Origin of the sequence: Rhizocola hellebori (genome assembly GCF_016862955.1) — a bacterium.
Taxonomy (GTDB): Bacteria; Actinomycetota; Actinomycetes; order Mycobacteriales; family Micromonosporaceae; genus Rhizocola; species Rhizocola hellebori.
Genome location: NZ_BONY01000014.1, coordinates 81,679 through 103,406, shown reverse-complemented (window position 1 = coordinate 103,406; position 21,728 = coordinate 81,679). Strand labels below are relative to the sequence as shown.

Sequence of the window (21,728 nt, the reverse complement as noted above, 5' to 3'; positions counted from 1 at the left end):
GGGGCGATGTCTTGAAACAGGCATCGCCCCCGTAACCTGTCGTGGTGAGAAGCTGGGCCGCCGTGTTCGCCGCTGTGTTCGGCGTGCTCGTCTTTCGCAATCGATTCCTGTTCACCACGCCGCTCTACGAGCTCGGCGACAGTGGCGCCAATTCGATCATCATTGGGCAGGCCAAGCATTTCGGCCTGCTCGTCGGCAACTACTCGCGGCAGGGCTTCAGCCATCCCGGCCCGGCCTACTTCTACCTCCAGGCCGCCGGCGAAGCCGGATTCCACGACCTGCTCGGCCTCGTGCCGACCCCGTGGAACGGGCAGCTGCTCGCGATCTACGCGATGAACGCGGCTCTGCTCACCGTCATCGCCTTCATCATGGCGAGCCACTTCCGCGCGGGCTGGGCGATTCTCCTCTTGGCCGGGCTCATCGCCTGGCATCCCGGAATCCTCACCGACGCCTGGATGCCGTTCGTCTACGTCCTTTCCTTCCTGCTCCTGCTGGTCGCCTCGGCGTCGGTGGCGGCTGGTCGTGCCGAGCACCTCTGGGCGGTCGCGCTCAGCGGCGGCCTGCTCATCCACGGGCACGTGGTCTTCCTCCTCTTCGTGCCGGTGGTGGCCGGTTGCGCGCTGGCCTGGCTGCGCTACCGGCACGGTTTCGACCGCCGGGCTTGGGCGATCGCCGCGGGCGTCTTCGCGGTGTTCCTGATTCCGCTGGCGCTCAACACCTTTCTGCATTGGCCGGGCGAGTTCGGCAAATACTTCGGTTACGGCAGTTCCGACTCCGCGGGCAGTCACTCGGTCACCTCTTCTCTTGGCTATGTTTTGTGGTACTGGTGGCCCTTCGCGACCCCGGTGATAGCCGGGGTCTTCGTGGTCACCGCTATTGCCGTCGCGACCGCTTTCGTCCGGGAGCCGTTTGTGCGCGCGGGCCTTTGCCTGTGCGGCCTGGTCACCCTGCTGCTCGCCTTCTACGCCTACGCCGGCATCGACGATCTGAGCCACCCCTACATGGGCTACTTCTACTGGTCCGTGCCCATCTTCATGCTCGCCGCACCGTTGGCCTGGCTCGCCGAGCGCCTGCCCGCACCTCGTTACCACGCACCGCTTCTGGCCACCGTTCTCGTCCTCGCCCTGGTTCCCGGCGTCCGCAGCGGAGTCGGCGACAACTACCCGTCCGTGCCGCAAACGTTGCACGCCTTGAAAACTCATGCCGCCGGCCATCCCCTGGTCATCGAGATCGCCGACCCATACATCGGCCCGGAAGTCACCGGCCTGCTCTACTGGGCTCACCGCGACGGCTTCCGGGCCTGTCTCCGCGATCCGAAATGGCGCTTCATCGCCACCGCCGACTTCATCTGCACCCCCACCGAGGTCGCCGAAGGAGTGGTCATCTCGCGTTGGGAAGCCGCCAAGGACTCCCTGCCGCGCCCCGGCGAGATCGCCCGCACCGGCACCTCCGCCTTCGTCGCCGCTCCGGCTAAGGGAAACACCTGATATCGAGCACTTGTGCATACTGGGTATCCTCGACGATGTCTACGAATGTAGATGCATCGCATTGATCACAATGGGGGTATCCATGGATAGGCGTGTGGGCGGCGGCTTGCTGGTCGTCGCCCTTTTGATCTCGCTGGGGCAGAGCGCGAGCAGCGCAGCTGCTCCAGCCGGATCCGTGGCCACGGGGGGATCGTCAGCCGCGCTGACGGGTCGCACGGTCACGCTCATCACCGGAGATCAGGTGTCCGTTGCAGGCGACGGCAAGATGTCGATTCGACGGGGGAAGGGGCGGGACGCCATCAGGTTCGTCACCGCCCAGGTCGGTGGGCACCTGCAGGTGATCCCGTCCGACGCACTGCGGCTGATCCACACCGGCCGGGTCGACCGGCGGTTGTTCGATGTGACGACGCTGCTGGAGTTCGGGTACGACAAGCGCAAGGACCTGCCGCTGATCGTCACCAACACAAGCACGCGTGCGTCGGTTGCCGGCGCGGGCGCGCAGGTGGTCCGGGAGTTGCGCGCGGTCAACGGTTTCGCGCTGCGGGCCGCTGCCGACACCACCTTCTGGGCCGGTCTCACCAAGGGGGCCGGCACTCTTGACGCCGGCGTCGGGAAGATCTGGCTCGACGGGCTGCGCCAGCACGCCCTGGACGTCAGCGTGCCGCAGATCGGCGCGCCGGTGGCCTGGCAGGCCGGGTTCGACGGCACCGGCGTGACGGTCGGCCTGCTGGACAGTGGCGCCGACGGGACCCATCCCGACCTCGCCGGGCAGATTGCTGCGAGCATGAACTTCACCGAGGGCCTCGAACCCGACGAGGACCTCGAAGGGCACGGCACCCACGTGGCGTCCACCATTCTCGGCACCGGCGCCGCCTCGGGCGGCCGGTACCGGGGGGTCGCACCCGGCGCCAAACTGTTGGCCGGCAAGGTATGTGCGGTCTTCGGCTGCGCCGAGTCGTGGATCCTCGCCGGAATGCAGTGGGTCGCCGAGAACGGCGCGACCGCGGTGAACATGAGCCTGGGCGGTCCCGACACCCCTGAGCTCGACCCGATCGAGCAGGCCGTGCAGACGCTGACCGATCAGTACGGAACGCTGTTCGTGATCGCCGCGGGCAACAGCGGGCCACAGCCGAACACGGTGGCCTCACCGGGCAGCGCGGACGCCGCGTTGACCGTCGGCGCTGTAGACAAGAGCAACGAGCTGGCGGAATTCTCCAGCCGCGGGCCGCGGATCGGCGACTCCGCGCTCAAGCCGGACATCACCGCGCCGGGCGTGGCGGTGGTCGCCGCGTTCAGCACCTCCGCCGGAGGCGGTCCCGGTAACTACTACTTCTCCGCCTCCGGAACCTCGATGGCCACACCGCATGTGGTGGGTGCTACGGCGATCCTCGCCCAGCGCCGGCCCGACTTCTCCGCTGCCCAGCTCAAGGCGACACTAATGGCTTCGGCGGCTCCGCACTCGGCGCAGACCGCATTCGAGCAGGGGGCAGGACGGGTCGATGTGGCCCGCGCGATCAACCAGTCGATCCTGGTCGATCCACCGAGTGTCAGCTTTGGCCGCCAGGTCTGGCCGCACAACGACGACACCCCGGTGACGAAGACGCTGACCTACCGCAACATCGGCGCGGCTGAAGTCACGCTCTCGATCGCGGCCAACGCCCAAGGCCCGGACGGCAATCCGGCCCCCGCGGGCATGTTCACGCTCAGCGCGACCACCCTGACCGTGCCCGCGGGCGGCCAGGCATCGGTGACGATGACGGCGGACACCCGGGTGGGGTCACTCGACGGCTACGGCCAGGGCCGGCTCGTCGCCACCGCGCCGAACACGGTGGTACAGACCCCATTCGCGGTCGACCGGGAGGTCGAAAGCTATGACCTGACCATGGCGCAGACCAACCGTGAAGGACAGGCCCCGGATCTGCATGACACTCTGATAGTCCGGACAGACCAGTCCGGTTTCTTCGAGCTGTTCACCGATCAGCAGACGGCAAGCATCCGCCTGCCGCGAGGCACCTACGCCCTGTTCGCCTTGCAGGCGGACTTTACTGAGGACCCCGAGGCCCCACCCGTGCTCACCTTCGGCGTGCAGCCAAAGCTGGAGCTGACCGCGAGCAAGACCGTCGCCTTCGACGCCCGGCTGAGCAAACCCTTCTCCATCACATTGCCGCGACCCGGGCAGGCGCAGGTCTTCGGGCAGGTGACCGGCACCACCGCCACGCCCGATGGCCCGTTCTCCATTGGTCTCTTCGGCGAAACCCTGGACGGGATCCAGTCGCTCGCGCTCGGCCCGCCGCAGCGCGTCGATGGTTTCCACGCACAGGTCGGCGGCACCTGGGCACGGCTGGATAGCGAGGGTCAGCCCGTCAACAGCCCGGTCGTGTACAACCTGGCTTGGATCACCCAGGGCCGCATGGTGACCGGTGCCACCCAAGTGGTCCGCGACCGGGATCTGGCAACGGTTGTCGCCCACCATTCGGTACAGGACACGGGCGGTCTCGCGTTCAAGGGTGCTTGGGCGATCGTGCCGGGCGAGATCGATTTCCCACCGGCGGTGGGGTTGCCGTTCGAGCTGCCGTTCACCCGTACCGAATACTTCAACACCGACGGCGGCGCTGCCTGGATGTCGGTGTTCGAAGAGGACTCCAGCACGGGCGAACCCCAGGCGGCTATGCTCCAGCAGCCGCAGACCTATCGGGCCGGCCGCACCTACCACGAAGACTGGAACGAGGCCGTTTTCGGCCCTGCGGTGGGCAAACCCAGCGATCCCCAGCTCGTCTCCACCCGCACCGGCGATCGGATCCACGTGTTCGTGCCGATGCATGGTGACGGGCAAGGGCGCACGGGCATCGCCATGTACACCACCGCGCGGACCGCGCTCTTCAAGGACGGGGTGAAGGTCGGCGAGGTCTCCGACATCGCGGGCGACTTCACCGTCCCGGCCGCATCGGGCCGGTACCGGGTGGAGGTCGATGTCCAGCGGACACCCGGCCCCACCCTATCGACCAAAGTCAGTGGGGTGTGGACGTTCCGATCCGGTCACTCGGCCGGCACCACCAACCTTCCACTGTGGACGATCGGCTTCAGCCCGGCGCTGGACGAGCGCAACACCGCACCGGCCGGCCGCGCGTTCAGCATTCCGGTGGCGGCGGTTGCCGCACCCGGATCGAATGCAGGGCACCTGCGCGGCCTGCGGGTCGAGGTCTCCTTCGACGGCGGCGTCACCTGGCGACCGGCCCCGGTGGCCGGGAACTCGGTGCGGGTGACCCATCCCGGCGGCACCGGGTTCGTCTCGCTGCGTGCCAACGCGAATGACAACCGCGGCAACACCGTCGAGCAAACCATCATCAACGCGTACCGTTTCGGCTGATCCGCTAGGACCGGGACGTCAGGCGACCACCTGGCGTCCCGGTCGTCATCGAGCGGCTGACGGTACGGTGATCCGGTGTTGTTCCGATGGGATGAGCGCGCCGAGCAGCCGTCTGTGGCGCAGGTCACCGACCATGTCGGGGTGGCGCATCTGGTGGTCACCGCGCCGAAGCTGATCCGGCAGGTGCTGGCCGACCCGGACACCTTCGGGCCGGGCAACGCCCTTGATGCGATCAGCCCGATGCCGGTCAGTGCGCTGCGGGTGTTGGCGGGGCACAGATTCCGGCTCCCGGCGACGCTTGCCAACAACGGCTCGCTGTCCCATCCCCGCATCCGTGCAATCACCGCCGCGGCGCTCAGCCTCGATCGGGTCAACGCCCTTCGTCCTTGGCTTTCCGATTTGGTACAGGAAAGGGTGCGCGCCCTGACCAAACGCCTCGACGCCGGCGAGGCCGTCGACCTCTACGCCGAGCTGGCCGCCGACCTCCCGCTGCTGGTGCTGGCCCGGCTGGTCGAGCTGCCCGAGGTGCCCGCGGCGATGGTCAAGGAGTTCTCCCGGGCCGCGCTCGAGCTGTTCTGGGCGCCCGTGCAGGAGGCGCGGCAGGTGGAGCTGGCCGGGATAGTGGGCCGATTTCACTTGGTGTTGCGCGACTTCGCGGCCACAGCGGGTGGCATGGTGGGCGAGCTCAGGGAGCACGCCAAGCTGGCCGGGCTGCATCCCGATACCCCGATCGGGGCGCTTTTCTTCCTTCTCGTGGCGGGGCAGGAGACCACATCGCAGTTCCTCACCCTGCTGATGCACCGCCTTACCGGCGAACCGGCGGTGCTAGATGGCTTGGCCGGCAACGTGATTCGCGTGGAGGACGTCGTCGAGGAGGGCCTGCGGCTGGTGCCGCCGATTCCGACCTGGCGGCGGACGGCCACCCGCGACGTGACTTTCGAGGGGGTGCGCGTGCCGCAGGGGCGAAGCATCGTGCTGTGGCTGTCGCATGCCGGGCATAGCGTTGCCGGTCCCGAATTGGTGCCCGGTCAGCCAGGCTCGCGAAAGCATCTCGCCTTCGGCGCGGGCGCGCACCGCTGCGTGGGCGCACAGCTCGCGCGCATGGAAGCCGGGGTCGTGGTGGCGCAGACCGCCTCGCTGTTGCGCCGGGTTCGCGTGGTGCGTGAGCCGTGGTGCCCTCAGAACCTCAGCTTCCGGATGCCCGACTCGTTCGTGGTCACTCGCTAGCAAGCTCGCGCGGGTCATCGCAGGAGCCGTAGAGCGTGGGCGTCAGCCAGCCGGGCGCGCTGCGCCGGAACACACCCGGCTCCATCGCCCCCGCCCGCTCGGGCAGCATCCCGTGCAGCGGCAGCCCGAAGTCCTCCAGATTGGTGAAGTGCACCGTCTCCGGCTCGGCCGGCCACGCGCCGACGATCAGATAGGGCTGGATTTCCCTGTGCCGCAAGGCTTCCATGGTCAGCGCGGTGTGGTTCAGGGTGCCCAGCGCGGCGCGGGCGACGACGATCGCCGGTGCCTGCACCTCCTGCGCCAGGTCGGCAACCGTCCACTTCGGACCCATCGGCACCAGCAACCCGCCCGCCCCTTCCACCAGCACCAGATCGTGATCCTCCGCGATCCGGGCGACCGCGTCGATGACGGTCTGCAGCTCCAGCGGCGCTAGCCCGGCTACCCGCGCGGCGGCCAGCGGCGCCAACGGGTCCGGATAGGAAACCAGCGTGGTCACCATGGTCGGGGCAGCGAGTTCACGCACCACCGACTCGTCGGAGTCGTCCCCGGTCTGGGCCGGCTTGATGACCGCGACCTCCATCCCGGCTCGCATCGCGGCGGCCGCGATCGCTGCGGTGGCAACGGTTTTGCCGACACCGGTATCGGTCCCGGTGACGATGGCTACCCCTGTGATGGGCGGCAAAGCTCGATCACCTCCAGCGCTTCCAGGAACTCTTCCTCAGGCACACCAACGTTCACGGTCAGCCGCAACCGCGATCGATTGTCCGGAGTGGACGGTGGCCGGAAGCACCCAACCGCGATCCCCTTCGACCGGCACGCCGCCGCCCAAGCCACCGCCTCCTGCGCCCCCGGCGCCGTCAGCGAAACCACTCCCCCCGGCGGGGTTGTCGCCATGGCACCACCACCCGTTGCACGGCCCAGAAAGGCGGACACACCCCCAAGCGCGGCAGTCGCGGCGCCGTCGAAAGCGGCCGACTCAATGGCGCTAGAGGCCGTTGGCGCAGACACGCCGCCAAGCGGGGTAGACGCCGAGGCGGCGAAAGCGGCTGGCGCGTCAGGGCCAAGGGCGGTTGGTGCGGCAGGGAGGGAGCCCGGCGCAGTGGGACCGAGTGCCGCGGGCAGGGTGGGGAAGGAGGAGCCGGGGAGGGCGGCGAGGAGGGCGGCACGGCGGTGGAGTTCGGCGCGCAGGTCGTCGGCGTCTCGGGCGATGCTCAACGCCGTGAGGACGCCGGCGGCGACAGCGGGCGGGAGGGCGGTGTCGAAGATGAAGGTGCGGCCGGTGTCGATCAGGTGGTCGATGAGCGGGGCCGGGCCGGCCACCACTCCGCCGGAACCGCCGAGCGCCTTGGACAGGGTGGCAGTGATGACGACGTCCGGTTCCCCCGCCAGAAAGCGGGTCGCGTCAAGGACTCCCAGGCCGTGGGCGTCGTCGATGAGCAGCAAAGCGCCGTGAGCCCTGGCCGCCGCGTGCAGCTCGCGCAGCGGGGCCAGGTCACCGTCGACCGAGAAGACCGACTCGGTGAGGATCACGTTGAGGCGGCCTGGCTGCAGCAAGGACGCGGCATGGGTCGCGTTGCCGTGCTCGAAGACGACCGTCTCGGCGCGGGAGAGGCGACAGCCGTCGATCATCGAGGCGTGGCAGTGGGCGTCGGAGACGATCAGAGTGTTCGGCGTGAGGCTCGCCAGCGCCCGGATGGCGCCCAGGTTCGCCAGGTACCCCGACGAGTAGACCAGGGCCCGTTGCGTGCCGATCCACTCCGCGAGGGCCTCTTCCAGCTCGAGATGAAGGCCGGTCGTCCCTCGTACCAGACGAGAGGCTGTTGCTCCTAAACCGAACTCCGAGAGCGCCTTGGCAGCGGCGGCCAGCACTCGAGAATCGCTTGAAAGGCCGAGGTAATCATTGCCGGCGAGATCTATCGCTGGCCCCCGAGCAGCCACTGAGCGGCGCAAACCCGCCCGCTCGCGTAACGCTGCCTTACGGGTGAGAGTGGCGAGCCAGTCGTTATAAGGTACCGACATGGCCTCCATCCTTGACCATGCCCGTATAACCGTCCTCGAGCAGGGGGTGGGCCTGACCCAGGCCGGCATCCTGGAGGTGCTCCAGCTGCCCGACGACGAGATCGAAGCCGCCCTCCAGCTGGCGCACGAGGTGCGCATGCGCTGGTGCGGGCCGGAGGTCGAGGTCGAGGGCATCGTGTCGCTCAAGACCGGCGGCTGCCCGGAAGACTGCCACTTCTGCTCCCAGTCCGGCCTGTTCTCCTCGCCGGTACGCAGCGTCTGGCTGGACATTCCCTCCCTGGTGGAGGCGGCGAAGCAGACCGCGGCCACCGGGGCGAGCGAGTTCTGCATCGTGGCGGCGGTGCGCGGGCCGGACGCCAAGCTGATGAAGCAGATGCGCGACGGGGTGGCGGCCATCAAGGCGGCGGTCGACATCAATGTCGCGGCCAGCCTCGGAATGCTGACTCAGGAACAGGTCGACGACCTGGTGAGCATGGGCGTGCACCGCTACAACCACAATCTCGAGACCTGCCAGTCCTACTTCCCGAACGTGGTGAGCACCCACACCTGGGAGGAGCGCTGGACCACGCTGAAGATGGTCCGCGAGTCGGGCATGGAGGTCTGCTGCGGAGGCATCATCGGGCTCGGCGAGACGCTTGAGCAGCGCGCCGAATTTGCCGCGCAACTGGCGCAGCTGCAGCCGCACGAGGTTCCGCTGAACTTCCTCAACCCGCGGCCGGGCACGCCGCTGGGCGACCGGCCGGTGATGGACCCCAAGGACGCGCTGCGCGCCATCGCCGCCTTCCGGCTCGCCCTGCCAAAGACCATTCTGCGTTACGCGGGTGGGCGCGAGATCACCCTCGGCGACCTCGGCACCCGCGACGGCCTGCTCGGCGGGATCAACGCCGTCATCGTCGGCAACTACCTGACCACCCTCGGCAGGCCGGCCACCGCCGACCTGGAGTTGTTGCAGGAGTTGAAGATGCCCGTCAAAGCGCTCTCGGCGACGCTATGACCTACTGCGACCGGTGCGGTGACGAGGGGGTCCACGAAGCGTGTGCGCAAGCACGCGCGCTCGAGCCGCCGCGCTATTGCCGGCATTGCCGTCGCCGGCTGAAGGTTCAGGTCGTCCCGTCCGGCTGGAGCGCCACCTGCGTTGAGCACGGCGCGATAGATGGCTGAGGACAAGGCCCAGCGACGCTGGCTGGCGCGGCAGGCCTGCACCCGCGCCCTGTCCGGCCACCTGCCGATGACCGCGGCGCAACGCCTGGAGTCGTTCCGCTCCGGCGGGTTCGACCTCGACGCCCTGCCCGACGCCTACGGCGACGGCCCGGTGCGCGATCTCGAAACGCGGGTTGCCGAGCTGCTGGGCAAGCCCGCGGCGGCCTTCTTCCCCAGCGGCACCATGGCCCAGCAGGTGGCGCTGCGCCTGTGGGCGGACCGCAGCGGCAGCAACGCGGTGGCGATGCACCCGTTGAGCCATCTCGAGGTGCATGAGCGGGAGGGCTACGTCCACCTGACCGGCCTGCGCCCGGTCTGGGTGACCCGCGAGCCCCGCCAGCCCACCCCCGACGAGGTGGCCAAGCTCGATGAGCGCTTCGGCACACTGACCGTCGAGCTTCCGCTGCGCGAGCCAGGTTTCCTGCTGCCCGCCAGCTTCGCTGAGCTGACCGAGGTGGTGGCCGCCGCCCGCGCCCGCGGCGCCTTCGTTCACTTCGACGGGGCCCGGCTCTGGGAGTCGACCGTCCACCTTGGACAGGATCTGGCCACCATCGCCGGCCTCGCCGACAGCGTTTACGTCTCCTTCTACAAGACCCTCGGCGGGATCTCCGGCTCGGCGCTGGCCGGGCCGGCCGACTTCATCGCCGAGGCACGAGCGTGGCGGCATCGCTACGGAGGCAACATCTTTCAGCAGTGGCCGGCGATCTACGCGGCGATGTCCGGATTGGACACTGTGCTGCCCCAGCTCGATTCCTTTGTCGCGCACGCGCAGACGGTCGCCGCCGCGCTGAGCGCACTGCCCGGGGTGCGGGTGCACCCCAATCCTCCCCATACCCACCAGTTTCAGATCTGGGTCGAGGGCACCGCGGCCGCCCTCGATGAGGCCAACCTGGCTCTGGCCGAGACCGAGCAGGTCTGGTTCATCGGCGGCTGGCGCGACCAGACCCCGACCGGTCTGGCCATGGCCGAGGTGACCATCCTGCAGGGCGCGCTGAGCTGGTCGGCCGAACAGGTCACCGAGGTGGCCCGCAAGGTCTTCCAGCGCTGACCGGGGCTAGGGCGACGCCATCCCGTCCCGGGGCAGGGCGACCACCGAAAAGCGCGCCTTGAGCCACGGCATGATCGTGCGCAGCGCCTCGGTGGTGTCGGGCTTCTGATAGTCGTGCATCAGAATCACCGAGCCGGGATGGCACGAGCCCTCCACGTAGTTGATTATGTGGTTGACCATCGACGAGCCCTTGCCGTACTGCGAGCTTTCCCAATCGCGGGTGTCCAGGTGCCAGTGCAACGAGGTCATGCCCATCGATCGCGCCACCGAGACATAGTCGGCTGTCCACTCGCCGCCCGGGGCCCGGAAGTAGGAGATCTTCGCGTCCGGGACCACCGACCTGATCGCGTTGTTCGTCATCGTCAGGTCTTCCCGGATCAGGTCGGGGCCGTAGCTGCCCAGCTGACGGATGTGCCGCCAGGTGTGGTTGCAGAAGGTGTGACCCTCGTTGTGGATCCGCTCGATCACGCTTCGCGCGTTGGCGACCTTGATGCCGTTGACGCAGAAGGTCGCCTTCAGCCCGCACTGTTTGAGCAGGTCCAGCACCTTTGGCGTGTTGACCGGGTCGGGTCCGTCGTCGAAAGTCAGCGCGACGTCCATGGAGCCGGTGGCGATGACGGTGCCGAACGGGCCCGTTCCGGTTGCCTGCGTGCGGTCGGAGGTGGCCGTGCCGGTGCAGTCCATGGGCGTGGGTGGCTTGGGCGCAGGCTTGGTGCTCGGCTTGACCGTGGGCGACGGGGAGGGGCTCGGCGAGGCGATAGCGGCCGGCTCGACCTCGAACGGGGAAGGCGACACCGACGGCGTCGGGCTGGGCGCGGCCCGGGAGACAGTCGAGGTCTGTGGTCCACACGCGGCCAGCGCCAGGGTCGCTGTAAGCACGGCAAGGACGCGGAGGTAGATCACGGCCGGGGCAACTTTCCGTCGGGGGGCAGCGCAATCAGCGTGTACTGCTGCTTCAGCCAGGGCAAGAGGGTCTCAAAGGCAATAACTGTGTCCGGCTTCAACTTGTCGTGGGCCAGGATGATGGATCCCGGTCGTGAGTGCTGCTTCACCTGCGAGACCACATTGTTGGCCATGGCCTGGCCCTGCGGATATTTGGAGTACTCCCAGTCGCGTGTGTCGACATGCCAATAGAGCGAGGTCATGCCCATGCTCGACGCGATCTTTACCAACGCGGCGTCGAAGTTGCCCCCGGGCGCCCGGAAGTATCCGATCTTCGCCTGGGGCACAGCCTCGTGGATCGCCCGGTTGGTGGCGGCCAGATCGTCCCGGATCGCGCCCTCACCCAGCGTGGCCAGCGTGAGGTCGTGCCGCCAGGTGTGGTTGCAGAGGGTGTGCCCCTCGGCAACGATCCGGCGAACCAGGTCGGGATAGGTCTGCACCTGCTTGCCGACCACACAGAAGGTGGCCTTCACCCCATTGGTATGCAACAAGTCCAGAATGTTCGGTGTGTACTCAGGGTACGGGCCGTCGTCGAAGGTCAGCGCCACCGCCTGGGAACCGGTGGACATGATCGAGCCACCCGGGCCGGACCCACGGATCACGCCGGGCGGCGGAGGGGTCTGCGGGCCACCGGTGGGCCGCTTCGGCGGCGGGGTGGACCGCGGCGGCGAAGTGGACGGTGCCGTCGTCAGCGAAGGAGTGGGCGACGGCGACGGAGAAAGTGGAGGCCCGGGGTTTGAAGAGATTGATGACGGGGAATCCTGGGGAGCGGGCGGGGTCTGGGTACAGCCCACCGCTGTGACCAGCACGGCGAAAACACCGACGAGCATGCGCACTGGGGGGCCTCCCGGGGGCTGGGGGAAGTGCGAGCCTGACGATAGCCCAGGCGTGCGACATGCAACTCCAATCACGAGAGCTTCGTCACGATCTTTGGGAAAACCCCAGGTCATACACGGTATGCGAGTCCCGGTATATGAACGCTCTATTGTCGGTGCAGGTGGGCAGCGGCAAGGTACGAACATGCAGCTGGCTTTCGGAACCGACTGGCAGACCACTTTGAGCCGTGCGACCGAGGTCGCCCCGGAGGCCTTCGACGGCGACGTCCTCCGCAACCTGATCCAGGGCGAGTGGCGTTCGCAGGGCCGCCCGTCCGCCCTGACCACGCCGGTCGACGGCACGGTGATCGCGAAGCTGTCGCGACTGGACGCCGGGGAGGCGCTGGCCGCCGTCCGGCACTCGGCCCGGACTCAGCGCGAATGGGCGGCCACGCCGCTGGCGCAGCGCAAGGAGCGGGTGGTCGCCGCGCTCGACCTGTTGACCGAGCACCGCGACCTGCTCGCGCTGCTGCTGGTCTGGGAGATCGGCAAGCCGTGGCGGCTCGCCTGCGCCGACGTCGACCGCGCCCTCGACGGCGTGCGGTGGTACGTGGACGAGATCGATCGCCAGGTGGCCGGCCGTGAGCCGCTGGCCGGTCCGGTGTCCAACATCGCCAGCTGGAACTATCCGATGAGCGTGCTGGTCCACGCCGAGCTGGTCCAGCTGCTGGCCGGCAACGCGGTGATCGCGAAGACCCCGTCGCAGGGCGGCGCGGTCTGCCTCACCGTGGCGCACGCCCTCATGCATCGCGCCGGGCTGCCGGCCTCGCTCGTGTCCGGTGGCGGCGAGGAGCTCTCCGAGGTTCTCGTACGCGCGCCCGAGATCGGCGCGGTCGCCTTCGTCGGCGGGCGGTCCAACGGCGGCAAGGTGGCCGCGGCCCTGCTCGACAGCGACAAGCGGCACTTCATCGAGCAGGAGGGCCTCAACGCCTGGGGCGTATGGAACTTCTCGCAGTGGGACGCCCTTGCCGCGCATCTGAAGAAGGGCTTCGAGTACGGCAAGCAGCGGTGCACCGCCTATCCGCGTTTCGTCGTGCAGCGGGAGCTGGTCGACGAGTTCCTTGACGTCTATCTGCCGGTGGTGCGGGCCATCCGGTTCGGGCACCCGCTGGCCGTGGAGAACCAGGGCGACCCGCTGCCGGAGCTCGACTTCGGCCCGCTGATCAGCGCCGCCAAGGCCGATGAGCTGCGCCGCAAGGTGGACGAGGCGATCAAGGCCGGGGCAATTCCGCTCTACCGGGGCAAGAACACCGGCGGGCGATTCCTCGACGGTCAGGAAACGGGTGCTTACGTGGCGCCGGTGGCGTTGCTCGCGCCGCCCGGCCGCAGCCGTCTCATGCATGCCGAGCCGTTCGGGCCGGTCGACACCATCGTCGTGGTCGACACCGAGGACGAGCTGCTCGCCGCGATGAACGCCTCCAACGGCGCGCTGGTCGCCAGCCTGGCCTGCGACGACGAGGAGCTGGCCGCCAAGCTGGCCCAGGATTTGCAGGCGTTCAAGGTGGGCATCAACAAGCCGCGTTCACGGGGCGACCGCGAGGAGCCCTTCGGCGGGCGCGGGGCCTCCTGGAAGGGTGCCTTTGTCGGCGGCGACCTGCTGGTCCACGCCGTCACCGTGGGCGAGCCGGGCGAACGGCTCTACGGCAACTTCCCCGACTACAGCTCATACCCTCCGTCGATCTAGCAGCGCGCGAATGCTCCGGCGTTGCTGCTGGGGCACTTCGGCTTCCGAGGTGTGTGCCACGTGTGCCACCGGGCACACACCCGGCCGGGCGACCTCGTCGCCCGACCCCGTGATCAGCTCCTGCGCCTGCTCGTCCAAATAGAAGTTTGGCCGTAGGTCTGCCTCCGCGTAGTACTGGTGAAAGACCGGGGTAATGCCGCCCGACATGGGCGGCACTATCCAGGTCCAGTCGGCCGGAGCGGGCCGTCCTGCACGCAGCTCCCTTTCCACATGTGTCAGGAACAGCCGTGACTCGGTGTGGTGGTCGGTCATCCGCACTCCGGCCTTCTCGAAAGACCACAGCACGGCACGGTTCAGCTCAAGCAGCGCACGATCGCGCCAGAGCGTCGACTCCTTCGCGGTGTCTAGGCCCATGCGCTGTGCTATCACGGGAATCTGGTTGTACCGGCTGGCGTCTGCGAGGTTGCGGGCGCCGATTTCGGTGCCCATGTACCAACCCGAGAACGGGGCGAGCGGATAACTCACGCCCCCGATCGACAGCCGCATATTGGATATGGCCGGGACCGCGTGCCACCGCAAGCCCAGCTCTGCGAACCAGGGCAGGTCTGGGTGCGCTAGGGGGACCTCCAGCACCGCGGTCTCCGGCAGCTCAAATAGCTGGGGCTCGGCATGCCCCGTTTGCATAATCAGTGGTAACAGATCGAAGGCGCTTCCCTTGCCCTGCCAGCCGAGTTCGGTGGCCTGCCGGGTCAGCTTCAGGTTGCGCGGATCCCCGACTATCCCGCCATCCTTGTCATGGCCTGCGTAACGGATCAGCTGGTCGTTCCAGATCCGGGTGATGGGCCGGCCCGGAACGGCCTGGCCGAATATGGAGATGATGGGCCGAAGATTCCCGCGCCGGTCGCCGTCACCGGTCGCGGCCTCCAGATGAAAAACCAAATCTTTGAACAATTGCTCCGGGGTACGCGGTGAGCGCCGGTCAAGCACGACCAGGCTGCGCCAATACACCCGGCCGATACACCGGCTCGCGTTGCGCCAGGCCATCCGGGCGCCGTGGATGAGTTCCATCTTGGTGTGCGTGTAGGTGCCGATCGCCGAGATCTGCTCGCGCACCGCGTTGATCCGGGGCTCGACCGGGCCTAGCTTCGGTACCTCGGAATAACAGGCGCGAAGGAACTCCTCTGCCTCCCCCTCATCGACCGGTATGTCGGGTGCCCATCCGGGTAATGGCGCGTCACGATAACCAACTGGGGGGACGGCGGCTGTCATGCGACAGATGCTCACCCGGGTGATTCGTGCCGCGTCGCACACTTTGTGCGACCGGTCCACTACCGAATCCCTTAGAGTTCTGGGTGCAGCTCTCCCAAGCTCGCGCCCGCAGTCCCCCATGTGTAGGGGTCTGCGGGCATTTTGTCGTAGGTGCCCGCGAGGATGTCCGCATGGGCATCGAGGACCTGTTCACGCTCAAAAGCGGGCGCCGGTTGGCGGTGCACACCCTGGCCGAGGGCGTCTCCGGCCGCACGGTGGTGTTGTGCCATGCGGCGCCCGGCTCCGGCCTGTTCGACCCCGACCCGGAGGCGACCTGGGCGCGCGGGGTCGCCCTGATCTCCGTCGATCGTCCCGGCTATGGCGGCTCCGACCCGGTGGGGCCGGGCGAGTGGTCGAGTGTGGAGCGGGCCGCCGACGAGCTGGCGGAGGTGCTCGTCCAGCTCGGCACCGGTCCGGTGGGCGTGGCCGGCTGGTCGGCGGGCGGGCGGGTTGCTCTCGCCCTGGCCGCCCGGCATCCCGATCTGGTGGAGCGGGTGGCGGTCGTCGCGACGCCCGCGCCCCACGAGGAGGTGCCGTGGATTCCGCCCGAGCAGAATGCGGGCCTGGAAGCCCTCCGGAGCATGCCGCCCGACCAGGTGCACGCGGCGCTGACACAGCAGCTCGCCCCGCTCGCCACCGATCCCGCGCATGCCGTCGCCCTGCTCGGCGCCGGGCCCGCCGATCAGGCCGCGCTCGCCGCACCCGGTGCCCGCGATCGGCTGGAAGCTATGCTGCGCAACGCTTTTGTCCAGGGCGCGGCCGGCCTGGCAGCCGACATCGCCGGCTACTGCTTGGCGCCGTGGGGTTTCGAGCCGGAGCAGGTGGAAGCGAAGACCTTGCTCGTCTACGGCGCCGCCGATCCGGTCGCCGGCCCCCGCCACGGCAAGTGGTACCAGCGACGGGTTCCCGACGCGCGTTTCGAGCAGTCGCCGGGCTCCGGCCACCTCGACATCATCCCGAGGTGGCAGCGGGTGCTGTCCCATCTGGCACCGCATAGCAAGCGATGAGCTCACGCGCCCGCGCCACGAGAGCGGCCGACTCGTCGGTGTAGAAACGCAGCTGGGAGAAGGGCTCACTGGTTTCGCCACGAAGGTCGACCGTCAGCGCCCGGCGCAGCACCACATCGAGGTTGGTCTGGCTTGCCACACCCACGCTCAGCACCAGGCCGGCCTCGGTTTCCTCATGGACCACGGTCCTGTTGCTGTGCAGGGCACGGATCCGCGGGCGAATGGCGGCAATGTCCTGCCATGCGATGGTGAAGTCGAGCCCGGTGCCATAGCGGATTCGCAGCCCGGAGTCGCTGACCTCATGCGGGTTCACCCGCAGGCTGGCAAGGAGCCCGATCATCCAGAAAAGTGTTTGCACGCCGAGCAACAGCAGGACCAAACGCACCGGTGCCCAGGGCAGGAGCAGGTGCGCGACCGGGATCTCGATGGCGGCGACCACGGTGATCCCGATGAACATCGGCGTCACCACGCCGGCGTAGCTGAACCCGACCGCGGTGGGGTCGGTCAGCGCTGTTCGGCGCAACGCCCACCGGAACAGGCTTTTCCACAGACCGAGCTCGAAGCGGATAGCCTTGCGCGCCAACGGGAGGATCTTCATCTATCCACCTGCCGCATTCCTTGTCAGGCCCGCCTTGGCCAGCCGGGCGAGCACCTCGCCCAGCCCGCCGACAAAGGCATCGAACTGCTCGCGCGGCATTCCCGCGAAGAGCAGCTCGGCGAACTCCTCCTGATCGCGTTGCAGATCGCGCGCGGTCGCCTCGCCCTGCTTGGTGAAGGAGACCAGGGTGGCGCGCCGGTCGGTGGGATGGGGCTCGCGGGAAACGAAGCCGGTGGCGACCAGAGCATCGACAAGACCGGTGATGTTGCGGGCGCTCACCCCGAGCGCCTGGGCCAGGCTCCGCTGAGTGAGGGGACCTCGCTCGCGCAGCACCCACAGCAGGTGTGCCCGCGACCCGGTCAGCCCCAGGCTGGCCAGGCTCTTGGTCATGTCGTCGTTGAGCAGCACGACAAGCTCGAGGACGCGGTCGAGCGCCCCGGAGAACCGATCCTTCTCACTCATCGTGATGCACCTTCACTATGTATCTGCATCACGATTCTGCGCTGATCAGCCCAAATAGGCAACATCGGGAGGCGGGTCGGTCCATGATCGAGCTGTGAGCCAGGCTCGGCTGCCCGTGACGGTTCACCCCATGCTGGCCACCCTGGGGCCGATGCCCACTGGCCCGGAGTGGGCATACGAGTTCAAGTGGGACGGGGTAAGGGCGATAGTCAGCGTGGCCGGTGAGCGAGTCCGGGCCACCTCCCGCAACGACCTGGACATCACCGTCAGCTACCCGGAACTCGCCCTGCTTCCCGCGCAGCTCGGCGGGCGGCGACTGCTCCTGGACGGCGAGCTGGTCACGCTCGACACCGACGGCGTCACCTCCTTCAGCCTGCTGCAACAGCGCATGCACACCAAGAATCCAGCCGCCGCACTGGTTTCCCGGATCCCCGTGCTCTTCTACGCCTTCGATCTGCTCTGGCTCGACAACGCGCCCACGCTCAGCTGGACCTACACGCAACGCCGCGAAACCCTGGAAGGCTTGTCCCGTACCGAAAACGGGCCCATCTCCATCCCGCCTTCCTTCTCCGGCCCGGGACAGGCGCTGCTGGACGCGGCCGCCGAGCACCGCCTCGAGGGTGTGGTCGCCAAACGCCTTGATGCGGCCTACATCGCGGGCCGGCGTTCCCCGGCCTGGATCAAAATTCCGCTCAACCGCACCCAGGAAGGCATCATCATCGGCTGGCGATCGGGCGAAGGCAACCGCACCGGCACCATCGGATCGCTGCTGCTGGCCGCCAAAGACGGTGACGGCAAGCTCTCCTTCATCGGCGCGGTCGGAACGGGCTTCACCCGCAAGATGCTCACCGATCTGCAGCGCCAGCTTGAGGAAACCGAGATCGGCGCCTCTCCGCTGACCGGGCGGCCGGTGCCGCGCGAATACCTGCGCGGCGCGCGCTGGTGTGAGCCCACGCTGGTCGGCGAAGTCCAATTTAGAAACTGGACACCCGACTCCACCATGCGCCACCCAAGCTGGCGAGGACTGCGTCCCGACAAGACACCCGGCGACGTCAGCCGGCTTGACTGAACTCGATCAGGTGACCGTCGGGGTCGCGGGTGAAGCATCGGATCTCGCCGCCCCAGTCGTGCGGCGGGGCAAGGAACACCGCGCCCCGGGCACGCAGAATCTCGTACACGCCAAGGCAATCAGCCACCCGAAGGGTCAGCGCGTGGCTGACCCGGGTGGGGTCGGGCGGCGCGGCGAAGGTGGTGTCGGGCTTGTCCACAGTTGGCGGGCCGCCGGTCACCAGCAGCAGCCAGCTGCCGCCAAACCTGAGCACGAGACTGGTTCCGCCGTATTCACGGTAGATCTCCGCGCCAAGAACATCGACCCAGAACGCACGTGACTGGTTCAGCTCCGACACCACAAGGATGTGGGTGACGGCCAGATCGGCTCCGTATGCGGCTGCAAGCGTTTCTGTCATTGGCGTCCGGACTCCTTCGCGTCGGCTGCGTAACGCGGTATCTCGGCGTGGATTTCGAATCCGCCGTCCGCGGTCGGGCCCGATTCGAAGGTGCCGCCGAGGGCGCGAACCCTTTCGCTCAGCCCGGCCAAACCCAACCCGGAGCCGGGAATCGGCTCGGAGATGGTCTCCGGCGCGCCGTTGCGCACGTTGATGTTGAGGGTGTCCCTGGGACAGATGACCGAGATTTTCACGGCCGCGCCCGGGGCGTGCTTGACCACATTGGTCAACGCTTCCTGTACCAGACGATATGCGGTGCGTTGCGCGGCAGCGCTCGCATTGCGGGTCTCCTCCTGCAGGTGCAGATCGATGGTGAGGCCGGCTTGCCGGCTGAGTTTGGAGAGCTGATGGATTCCCGCGATGTCGGGCATCGGTATCGCGGCGGCGGTTCCGCGCAGGACGCCGAGGACCTGCCGCAGCTCGATGAGCGCCTCCCGGCCGGCGCTGCGGATCAGGCCGGCTGTCCGCGAGGTGGGCTCGTCGCGGGCGCCCATCTCAAGCGCGCCAGCGTGAATCACGATAAGCGAGACTCGATGGGCGACGATGTCGTGCATCTCGCGGGCGATCCTGTTGCGTTCCGACTCACGGATTTTGAGCGCCTGCATCCGTTCCGCCTCGGCCTGCTGTTCCCGGCGGCCCTTGGTCCACAGCCCGAAGATTAACGGCAGCACGATCATCATGCCGATCGCCGAAATGACGTAGACCACCGAGCCGCGCCAGAGCCCGCCGCTGGAACCCTCTGAGGTGAACACGACCGTCGCGATGACCAACACCGCCAGCCCGACGAACAAGGCTTTGGCGAGCGGCCCGAACTTCAGCCCGGCGTAGAAACTGGCGACGATGACAACGGCCCACATCCCGAAGGTCAGCCAGCCAACGGCCGCCATCACGTACAACGGCGCCCGGATCCGGCGTGCCAGAGCGACCGCGATGCCGCAAGCGGCGGCGATCGGGATGACTTTCCACGACGCGATGAGCGGCTCCTCCGCGCAGGTGCGCCAGCAGGAGCTGCTGGCATCACTGATGGGCGAACGCTGCGGGGAAAGGAACGACAGCAGGAAGACCGTCACCCCGGCGATGACCGGGGCGAACGCCTCGAACCGGCTGAAATTCCTGCTCACAGCCCTTAGCCTAGGGCTGGCTGCGGTCTGGCCGCCTAGCGAACGGCTCCGGCGGGCAACTCGGTGACGATGAGCGTGGCGCTCACGACAGCTCCGTCGACGTCAAGGGCGGCGGTCTGTGGCATCCGGCGCACTGTGCGCAGCATGGGCTCGTTGTCGGCGTGGGTGTGCAACACGACCGCCCGGAAACCCGACGGCTGAGCCAAAGCGATGAGACGCCTCAGCATCCCGGTACCAATTCCGCGCCGCTGCCAAGCGTCCTCCACCAACAGCGCCGCCTCGGCCTGCTCCCCTTCACCGATCAGGTTGGCCAGTGCCACCAGCCTGCCGTCGGCGTCCTCGGCCACCAGCGCGCTGCCCCGGGCGGGTCGCAGCAGCCGCTCGAGCTGCTGGCGGCTCGGCCCGCGGGTGCCCGCGAAGTAGCGGCGGTAAAGCGAATGTTCCCCGCACCGGGCGTGCATCTCCAGCAGCGCCGGCAGATCCGACGAGCTGGCCGGGCGCACCTGCAGCTCGGCGCCGTCGCCAAGCAACACCGTCACCACACTCAGCCGGCGGGCCAGCGCCGAACGGGCCACCTCCACCAAACCCTGCGCCCGCGCGAACTCGGCCGGGGTGAAGCTGGGCGCGAGCCGGGTGAGGATGATCATGCCGCCGCCGTTCGGATCGGCCATGCGCATGACATTCGAACCCTGGCCGGTGATCGACGTGTCCGGGTCGTGCTGGACCAGACATCCGCCAAGAAGATCGCTGAGCGCCTGGCCCAGCAGGGTCGGATCGGCGGTGACCCGGGCCGCCAGGCTGGCCATGTGGGTCGGCGGGTCTACCAGGTCGTAGGCGTCGGTGCGGGTCACCCAGGCGTTGCGGCCCCTGCCGCGCTCGATCGCCGCGAGCAGCTCGTCATCGTCAAGGCCATCGGGTGCGTCGAGCAGGAAGTCGTCAACCGCGCCGGTCTCGGTGGTGTGGACCTGGACGGCGAGGATATTGATCGACCGCAGCGCCAGACTGGCCGTCAGGACCGCGAGGAAACCCGGCCGGTCATCGACTGTCGCTCTTACCCGCCAAAGTGTCATGAAGTTCAGCCTGCGCCCGTGAGGTTACATCGCTATTACCAGCGGTTATACACGACTGATTGTGCGCCAGCTCACCGTTGGCGATCTCCTCATCCAGTCGTGTCCCCATCATCACCGAGGTCGCCCTGACCAATTGGGCCAGCCGATCGACCTCGGTGCCGTGGAAGGTGGCCACCGGAAGCTGGTTGTCGGCCTGGCGGGCGACGGCCAGAACCAGGCCACCCTTGCCGAAGGGCACCAGCGCGAAGCGTGTTCCGTCGGCCGCGGTGGAAGCGCGCGGCCGCAGCGGGGTGATCTCGGGCAGCTCTGGTGGCTGCGGCATGCGCCAGCTCGCGTAGACGATCGCCGGGTCCATCCGCCGCACCGCCCAGTCCGCCGGTACCAGCAAAACAGCGGCCCAATCAGCGGCAACCAGAGCTGGAACGGTGTCCACGAGGATGCTCAGCCCGTCATCGGGCTTGCCGGCGATCTGGGTGAGCAGCTCGGCGTCGACGCCGCTGGAGACCGGTGAGCCGATCGCCCGCCAGATCCCGTCCACCCGCACGCCCGGCATCGCGGCGAGCCCGGCGCGCAGCCTCTCCACGCCCGAGCCACCCGGCCAGACCACGGTGAAGTCGTCGACCGCCCTGCCGCCGAGGCGTTCGAGCACGACCACCTGAACGATGTCAGCTCCCGAGACGCCCAGCGTTCGCGCCACCTGGCCCAGAGATCCCGGCCTATCCGGCAGCGCCACGCGCACCCTTAGCAACATGTCGGCAAGCATGCCCGATCGGCGTTACGTCCGGATTTCGTCGCCATGTCACCCACC

General features: G+C 68.2%; 19 protein-coding genes and 1 pseudogene. 9 read left to right on the top strand and 11 right to left on the bottom strand.

Features of this window, described 5'->3' with window-relative positions:
• Positions 1 to 44 precede the first annotated feature (44 nt).
• From Rhe02_RS13880 to Rhe02_RS13870, 3 genes are all read left to right on the top strand, one after another.
• On the top strand, positions 45 to 1,487 hold the full coding sequence (locus tag Rhe02_RS13880; RefSeq protein WP_203908594.1) for a hypothetical protein: 1,443 nt from the start codon (positions 45 to 47) through the stop codon (positions 1,485 to 1,487).
• 82 nt (positions 1,488 to 1,569) lie between these two features.
• The gene (locus tag Rhe02_RS13875) at positions 1,570 to 4,854 is read left to right on the top strand and encodes a S8 family serine peptidase (RefSeq protein WP_203908593.1); all 3,285 of its coding nucleotides are present in this window, start codon (positions 1,570 to 1,572) and stop codon (positions 4,852 to 4,854) included.
• A 75-nt stretch (positions 4,855 to 4,929) separates the two neighbouring features.
• A complete protein-coding gene (locus Rhe02_RS13870) occupies positions 4,930 to 6,081 on the top strand; it encodes a cytochrome P450 (protein ID WP_203908592.1) in 1,152 nt (383 codons plus the stop codon).
• Here the strand turns inward: Rhe02_RS13870 and bioD are convergent.
• Positions 6,071 to 6,763 carry a dethiobiotin synthase gene (bioD, locus tag Rhe02_RS13865; protein ID WP_203908591.1) on the bottom strand — a complete coding sequence of 231 codons (693 nt, stop codon included), beginning with the start codon at positions 6,761 to 6,763 and terminating at the stop codon, positions 6,071 to 6,073. The genes Rhe02_RS13870 and bioD overlap by 11 nt on opposite strands.
• On the bottom strand, positions 6,742 to 8,100 hold the full coding sequence (locus tag Rhe02_RS13860; RefSeq protein WP_203908590.1) for an 8-amino-7-oxononanoate synthase: 1,359 nt from the start codon (positions 8,098 to 8,100) through the stop codon (positions 6,742 to 6,744). The genes bioD and Rhe02_RS13860 overlap by 22 nt, the downstream gene beginning before the upstream one ends.
• On the opposite strand from Rhe02_RS13860, the gene bioB reads away from it, so the two are divergent.
• The 3 genes and pseudogenes from bioB (at position 8,099) to Rhe02_RS13850 (ending at position 10,348) form a co-directional block, all read left to right on the top strand.
• Complete coding sequence (gene bioB / locus Rhe02_RS13855; protein WP_203908589.1) at positions 8,099 to 9,094, top strand: biotin synthase BioB; 996 nt, start codon at positions 8,099 to 8,101, stop codon at positions 9,092 to 9,094. The genes Rhe02_RS13860 and bioB overlap by 2 nt on opposite strands.
• A gap of 2 nt (positions 9,095 to 9,096) precedes the next feature.
• Positions 9,097 to 9,261 (top strand): annotated as a pseudogene (gene bsaP / locus Rhe02_RS51130) (biotin synthase auxiliary protein BsaP); the annotation flags it as partial.
• Positions 9,254 to 10,348, top strand: a complete 1,095-nt coding sequence (locus Rhe02_RS13850; protein ID WP_203908588.1) for a threonine aldolase family protein — start codon at positions 9,254 to 9,256, stop codon at positions 10,346 to 10,348. The pseudogene bsaP and the gene Rhe02_RS13850, both read left to right, overlap by 8 nt.
• Before the next feature lie 6 nt (positions 10,349 to 10,354).
• On the opposite strand, the gene Rhe02_RS13845 is transcribed toward Rhe02_RS13850, so the two are convergent.
• Positions 10,355 to 11,251 carry a polysaccharide deacetylase family protein gene (locus Rhe02_RS13845; protein WP_239123793.1) on the bottom strand — a complete coding sequence of 299 codons (897 nt, stop codon included), beginning with the start codon at positions 11,249 to 11,251 and terminating at the stop codon, positions 10,355 to 10,357.
• Positions 11,248 to 11,859, bottom strand: coding sequence for a polysaccharide deacetylase family protein (locus tag Rhe02_RS13840; RefSeq protein WP_239123791.1), 612 nt, complete (start codon positions 11,857 to 11,859; stop codon positions 11,248 to 11,250). The genes Rhe02_RS13845 and Rhe02_RS13840 overlap by 4 nt, the downstream gene beginning before the upstream one ends.
• 451 nt (positions 11,860 to 12,310) lie before the next feature.
• On the opposite strand from Rhe02_RS13840, the gene Rhe02_RS13835 reads away from it, so the two are divergent.
• Complete coding sequence (locus tag Rhe02_RS13835; protein ID WP_203908587.1) at positions 12,311 to 13,849, top strand: aldehyde dehydrogenase family protein; 1,539 nt, start codon at positions 12,311 to 12,313, stop codon at positions 13,847 to 13,849.
• Here Rhe02_RS13835 and Rhe02_RS13830 read toward each other — a convergent pair.
• Positions 13,829 to 15,118, bottom strand: coding sequence for a nitric oxide synthase oxygenase (locus Rhe02_RS13830; RefSeq protein ID WP_203908586.1), 1,290 nt, complete (start codon positions 15,116 to 15,118; stop codon positions 13,829 to 13,831). The two genes, Rhe02_RS13835 and Rhe02_RS13830, sit on opposite strands and share 21 nt — an antisense overlap.
• Positions 15,119 to 15,288: 170 nt before the next feature.
• Between Rhe02_RS13830 and Rhe02_RS13825 the strand changes: the two genes are divergently transcribed.
• A complete protein-coding gene (locus tag Rhe02_RS13825) occupies positions 15,289 to 16,164 on the top strand; it encodes an alpha/beta fold hydrolase (protein WP_203908585.1) in 876 nt (291 codons plus the stop codon).
• Here the strand turns inward: Rhe02_RS13825 and Rhe02_RS13820 are convergent.
• On the bottom strand, positions 16,109 to 16,762 hold the full coding sequence (locus tag Rhe02_RS13820; RefSeq protein ID WP_203908584.1) for a hypothetical protein: 654 nt from the start codon (positions 16,760 to 16,762) through the stop codon (positions 16,109 to 16,111). The genes Rhe02_RS13825 and Rhe02_RS13820 overlap by 56 nt on opposite strands.
• Positions 16,763 to 17,224, bottom strand: coding sequence for a MarR family winged helix-turn-helix transcriptional regulator (locus Rhe02_RS13815; RefSeq protein WP_203908583.1), 462 nt, complete (start codon positions 17,222 to 17,224; stop codon positions 16,763 to 16,765).
• A 94-nt stretch (positions 17,225 to 17,318) separates the two neighbouring features.
• Between Rhe02_RS13815 and ligD the strand changes: the two genes are divergently transcribed.
• On the top strand, positions 17,319 to 18,293 hold the full coding sequence (ligD, locus tag Rhe02_RS13810; protein ID WP_239123790.1) for a non-homologous end-joining DNA ligase: 975 nt from the start codon (positions 17,319 to 17,321) through the stop codon (positions 18,291 to 18,293).
• On the opposite strand, the gene Rhe02_RS13805 is transcribed toward ligD, so the two are convergent.
• Genes Rhe02_RS13805 through Rhe02_RS13790 form a run of 4 tightly spaced genes read right to left on the bottom strand, consistent with a single transcriptional unit; the run spans position 18,277 to position 21,671 of the window.
• Positions 18,277 to 18,690, bottom strand: coding sequence for a VOC family protein (locus Rhe02_RS13805; RefSeq protein ID WP_203908582.1), 414 nt, complete (start codon positions 18,688 to 18,690; stop codon positions 18,277 to 18,279). The genes ligD and Rhe02_RS13805 overlap by 17 nt on opposite strands.
• Entirely contained in the window at positions 18,687 to 19,850 is a 1,164-nt protein-coding gene (locus Rhe02_RS13800) for a sensor histidine kinase (protein ID WP_203908581.1), read from the bottom strand. Before Rhe02_RS13800 ends, Rhe02_RS13805 begins: the two co-directional genes overlap by 4 nt.
• 35 nt (positions 19,851 to 19,885) lie before the next feature.
• Positions 19,886 to 20,920: a GNAT family N-acetyltransferase gene (locus tag Rhe02_RS13795; protein WP_203908580.1), complete on the bottom strand. Its 1,035-nt coding sequence runs from the start codon at positions 20,918 to 20,920 to the stop codon at positions 19,886 to 19,888.
• Positions 20,886 to 21,671, bottom strand: coding sequence for an ACT domain-containing protein (locus Rhe02_RS13790; RefSeq protein ID WP_239123789.1), 786 nt, complete (start codon positions 21,669 to 21,671; stop codon positions 20,886 to 20,888). The genes Rhe02_RS13795 and Rhe02_RS13790 overlap by 35 nt, the downstream gene beginning before the upstream one ends.
• Positions 21,672 to 21,728 lie beyond the last annotated feature (57 nt).

Bases quoted from the DNA above. Each gene is read 5' to 3' on its own strand.
- Rhe02_RS13875 (WP_203908593.1), top strand. From the start codon at position 1,570: ATGGATAGGCGTGTGGGCGGCGGCTTGCTGGTCGTCGCCCTTTTGATC.
- bioB (WP_203908589.1), top strand. From the start codon at position 8,099: ATGGCCTCCATCCTTGACCATGCCCGTATAACCGTCCTCGAGCAGGGG.
- Rhe02_RS13860 (WP_203908590.1), bottom strand. From the start codon at position 8,100: ATGTCGGTACCTTATAACGACTGGCTCGCCACTCTCACCCGTAAGGCA.
- Rhe02_RS13850 (WP_203908588.1), top strand. From the start codon at position 9,254: ATGGCTGAGGACAAGGCCCAGCGACGCTGGCTGGCGCGGCAGGCCTGC.
- Rhe02_RS13840 (WP_239123791.1), bottom strand. From the start codon at position 11,859: ATGTCCACCGGTTCCCAGGCGGTGGCGCTGACCTTCGACGACGGCCCG.
- Rhe02_RS13835 (WP_203908587.1), top strand. From the start codon at position 12,311: ATGCAGCTGGCTTTCGGAACCGACTGGCAGACCACTTTGAGCCGTGCG.
- Rhe02_RS13830 (WP_203908586.1), bottom strand. From the start codon at position 15,118: ATGACAGCCGCCGTCCCCCCAGTTGGTTATCGTGACGCGCCATTACCC.
- Rhe02_RS13825 (WP_203908585.1), top strand. From the start codon at position 15,289: ATGGGCATCGAGGACCTGTTCACGCTCAAAAGCGGGCGCCGGTTGGCG.
- Rhe02_RS13820 (WP_203908584.1), bottom strand. From the start codon at position 16,762: ATGAAGATCCTCCCGTTGGCGCGCAAGGCTATCCGCTTCGAGCTCGGT.
- Rhe02_RS13815 (WP_203908583.1), bottom strand. From the start codon at position 17,224: ATGAGTGAGAAGGATCGGTTCTCCGGGGCGCTCGACCGCGTCCTCGAG.
- Rhe02_RS13805 (WP_203908582.1), bottom strand. From the start codon at position 18,690: ATGACAGAAACGCTTGCAGCCGCATACGGAGCCGATCTGGCCGTCACC.
- Rhe02_RS13795 (WP_203908580.1), bottom strand. From the start codon at position 20,920: ATGACACTTTGGCGGGTAAGAGCGACAGTCGATGACCGGCCGGGTTTC.
- Rhe02_RS13790 (WP_239123789.1), bottom strand. From the start codon at position 21,671: ATGTTGCTAAGGGTGCGCGTGGCGCTGCCGGATAGGCCGGGATCTCTG.